The organism is Leisingera sp. MMG026 (assembly GCF_021654205.1).
GTDB lineage: Bacteria > Pseudomonadota > Alphaproteobacteria > Rhodobacterales > Rhodobacteraceae > Leisingera.
Window position 1 is genome coordinate 1 of record NZ_JAKFZM010000131.1, and the last position, 930, is coordinate 930.

At 50.0% G+C, this 930-nt stretch carries 2 protein-coding genes; one reads left to right on the forward strand and one right to left on the reverse strand.

What is annotated here, in order from left to right; all coding sequences use genetic code 11:
* Positions 1-641: hypothetical protein (locus L1069_RS23785; protein WP_237457288.1), on the forward strand; the 641-nt coding region annotated here is incomplete at its 5' end.
* A gap of 5 nt (positions 642-646) precedes the next feature.
* Here L1069_RS23785 and L1069_RS23790 read toward each other — a convergent pair.
* Positions 647-930 (reverse strand): hypothetical protein (locus L1069_RS23790; RefSeq protein ID WP_237457289.1); only part of this gene is annotated, 284 nt, incomplete at its 5' end.

A 930-nucleotide genomic window follows, 5' to 3' on the forward strand; every position in this document is an offset into this window, starting at 1 on the left:
GGATCGACCGGAACATTCTCTCAAAGCTGACCCAAGCGGGCCTGATACCAAGATACCTTGAAGTGGCAAAAGTTTCGTCGCTCTATCACCCGCGCGATTTGGACGACTTCCTCTCCAATCTCAAAACACTGTCGATCTCTGATACCTCGAAAAATGATTGCGAGGCAATATTGTCAGCGTCTCGCAGGCTAAATATTCCCACGCAACGTGTAGTTCAGATCATCCTGCGTGACAAAATTCAGTTGTTCGCAGCAGATCCGAGAACTGCAAAGTTCCGGGATTTTCGGGTGTCCATCGAAGATCTGCGCGAAGCAACTATCCGCGACAAAGCCGGAGCGATTCATCAGAAACGCGCAGCAGAAATTCTTGGTGTCAACGAATACGCCGTGAGCATCCTCGTCCGAAAAGGACTGCTGGAGTCACAGCTTGTACGAGAATTCCATAGCGGGCGAGAACGGCGCTATGTTTGCTCAGCATCAATGGAAGTTTTCCAGAAAAACTACGTCACTGTGTCTCAACTCGCCAAGCAATCTGGAAGGCCACCAGGAAGCGAAGCGCTCTACCACATGGACCGTGGTGTCGCCCCAGTTGATCGCCGATCAGGGTGCCACACGATTTTTCTGAAGCGTGATGTGACCTAACCCATTCAGCCACGGAAAAGCCGACTTAGCGTCGGCTTCTTTATTTCTGGGTAGAGGCAAACCTTTGTGACCGAAAAGGCAAAGGCAGTTTCGCGAACTGTGCAGTGGGCACTGATTGTATTGAATATTTTCCCGCCTCTGAGGCAGATCTTTGTGGTCGTTGCCAAACCTTGTAAATTGTCAGATAGTTTTGCCTTTTTAGTCAGAGATATTGACTCTGGCTGCGCAAAACGTGTCACCTTCAGAGTGAGCTCAATCCGCTCACTGAAGTCCAAGCTTTGCGCACGAA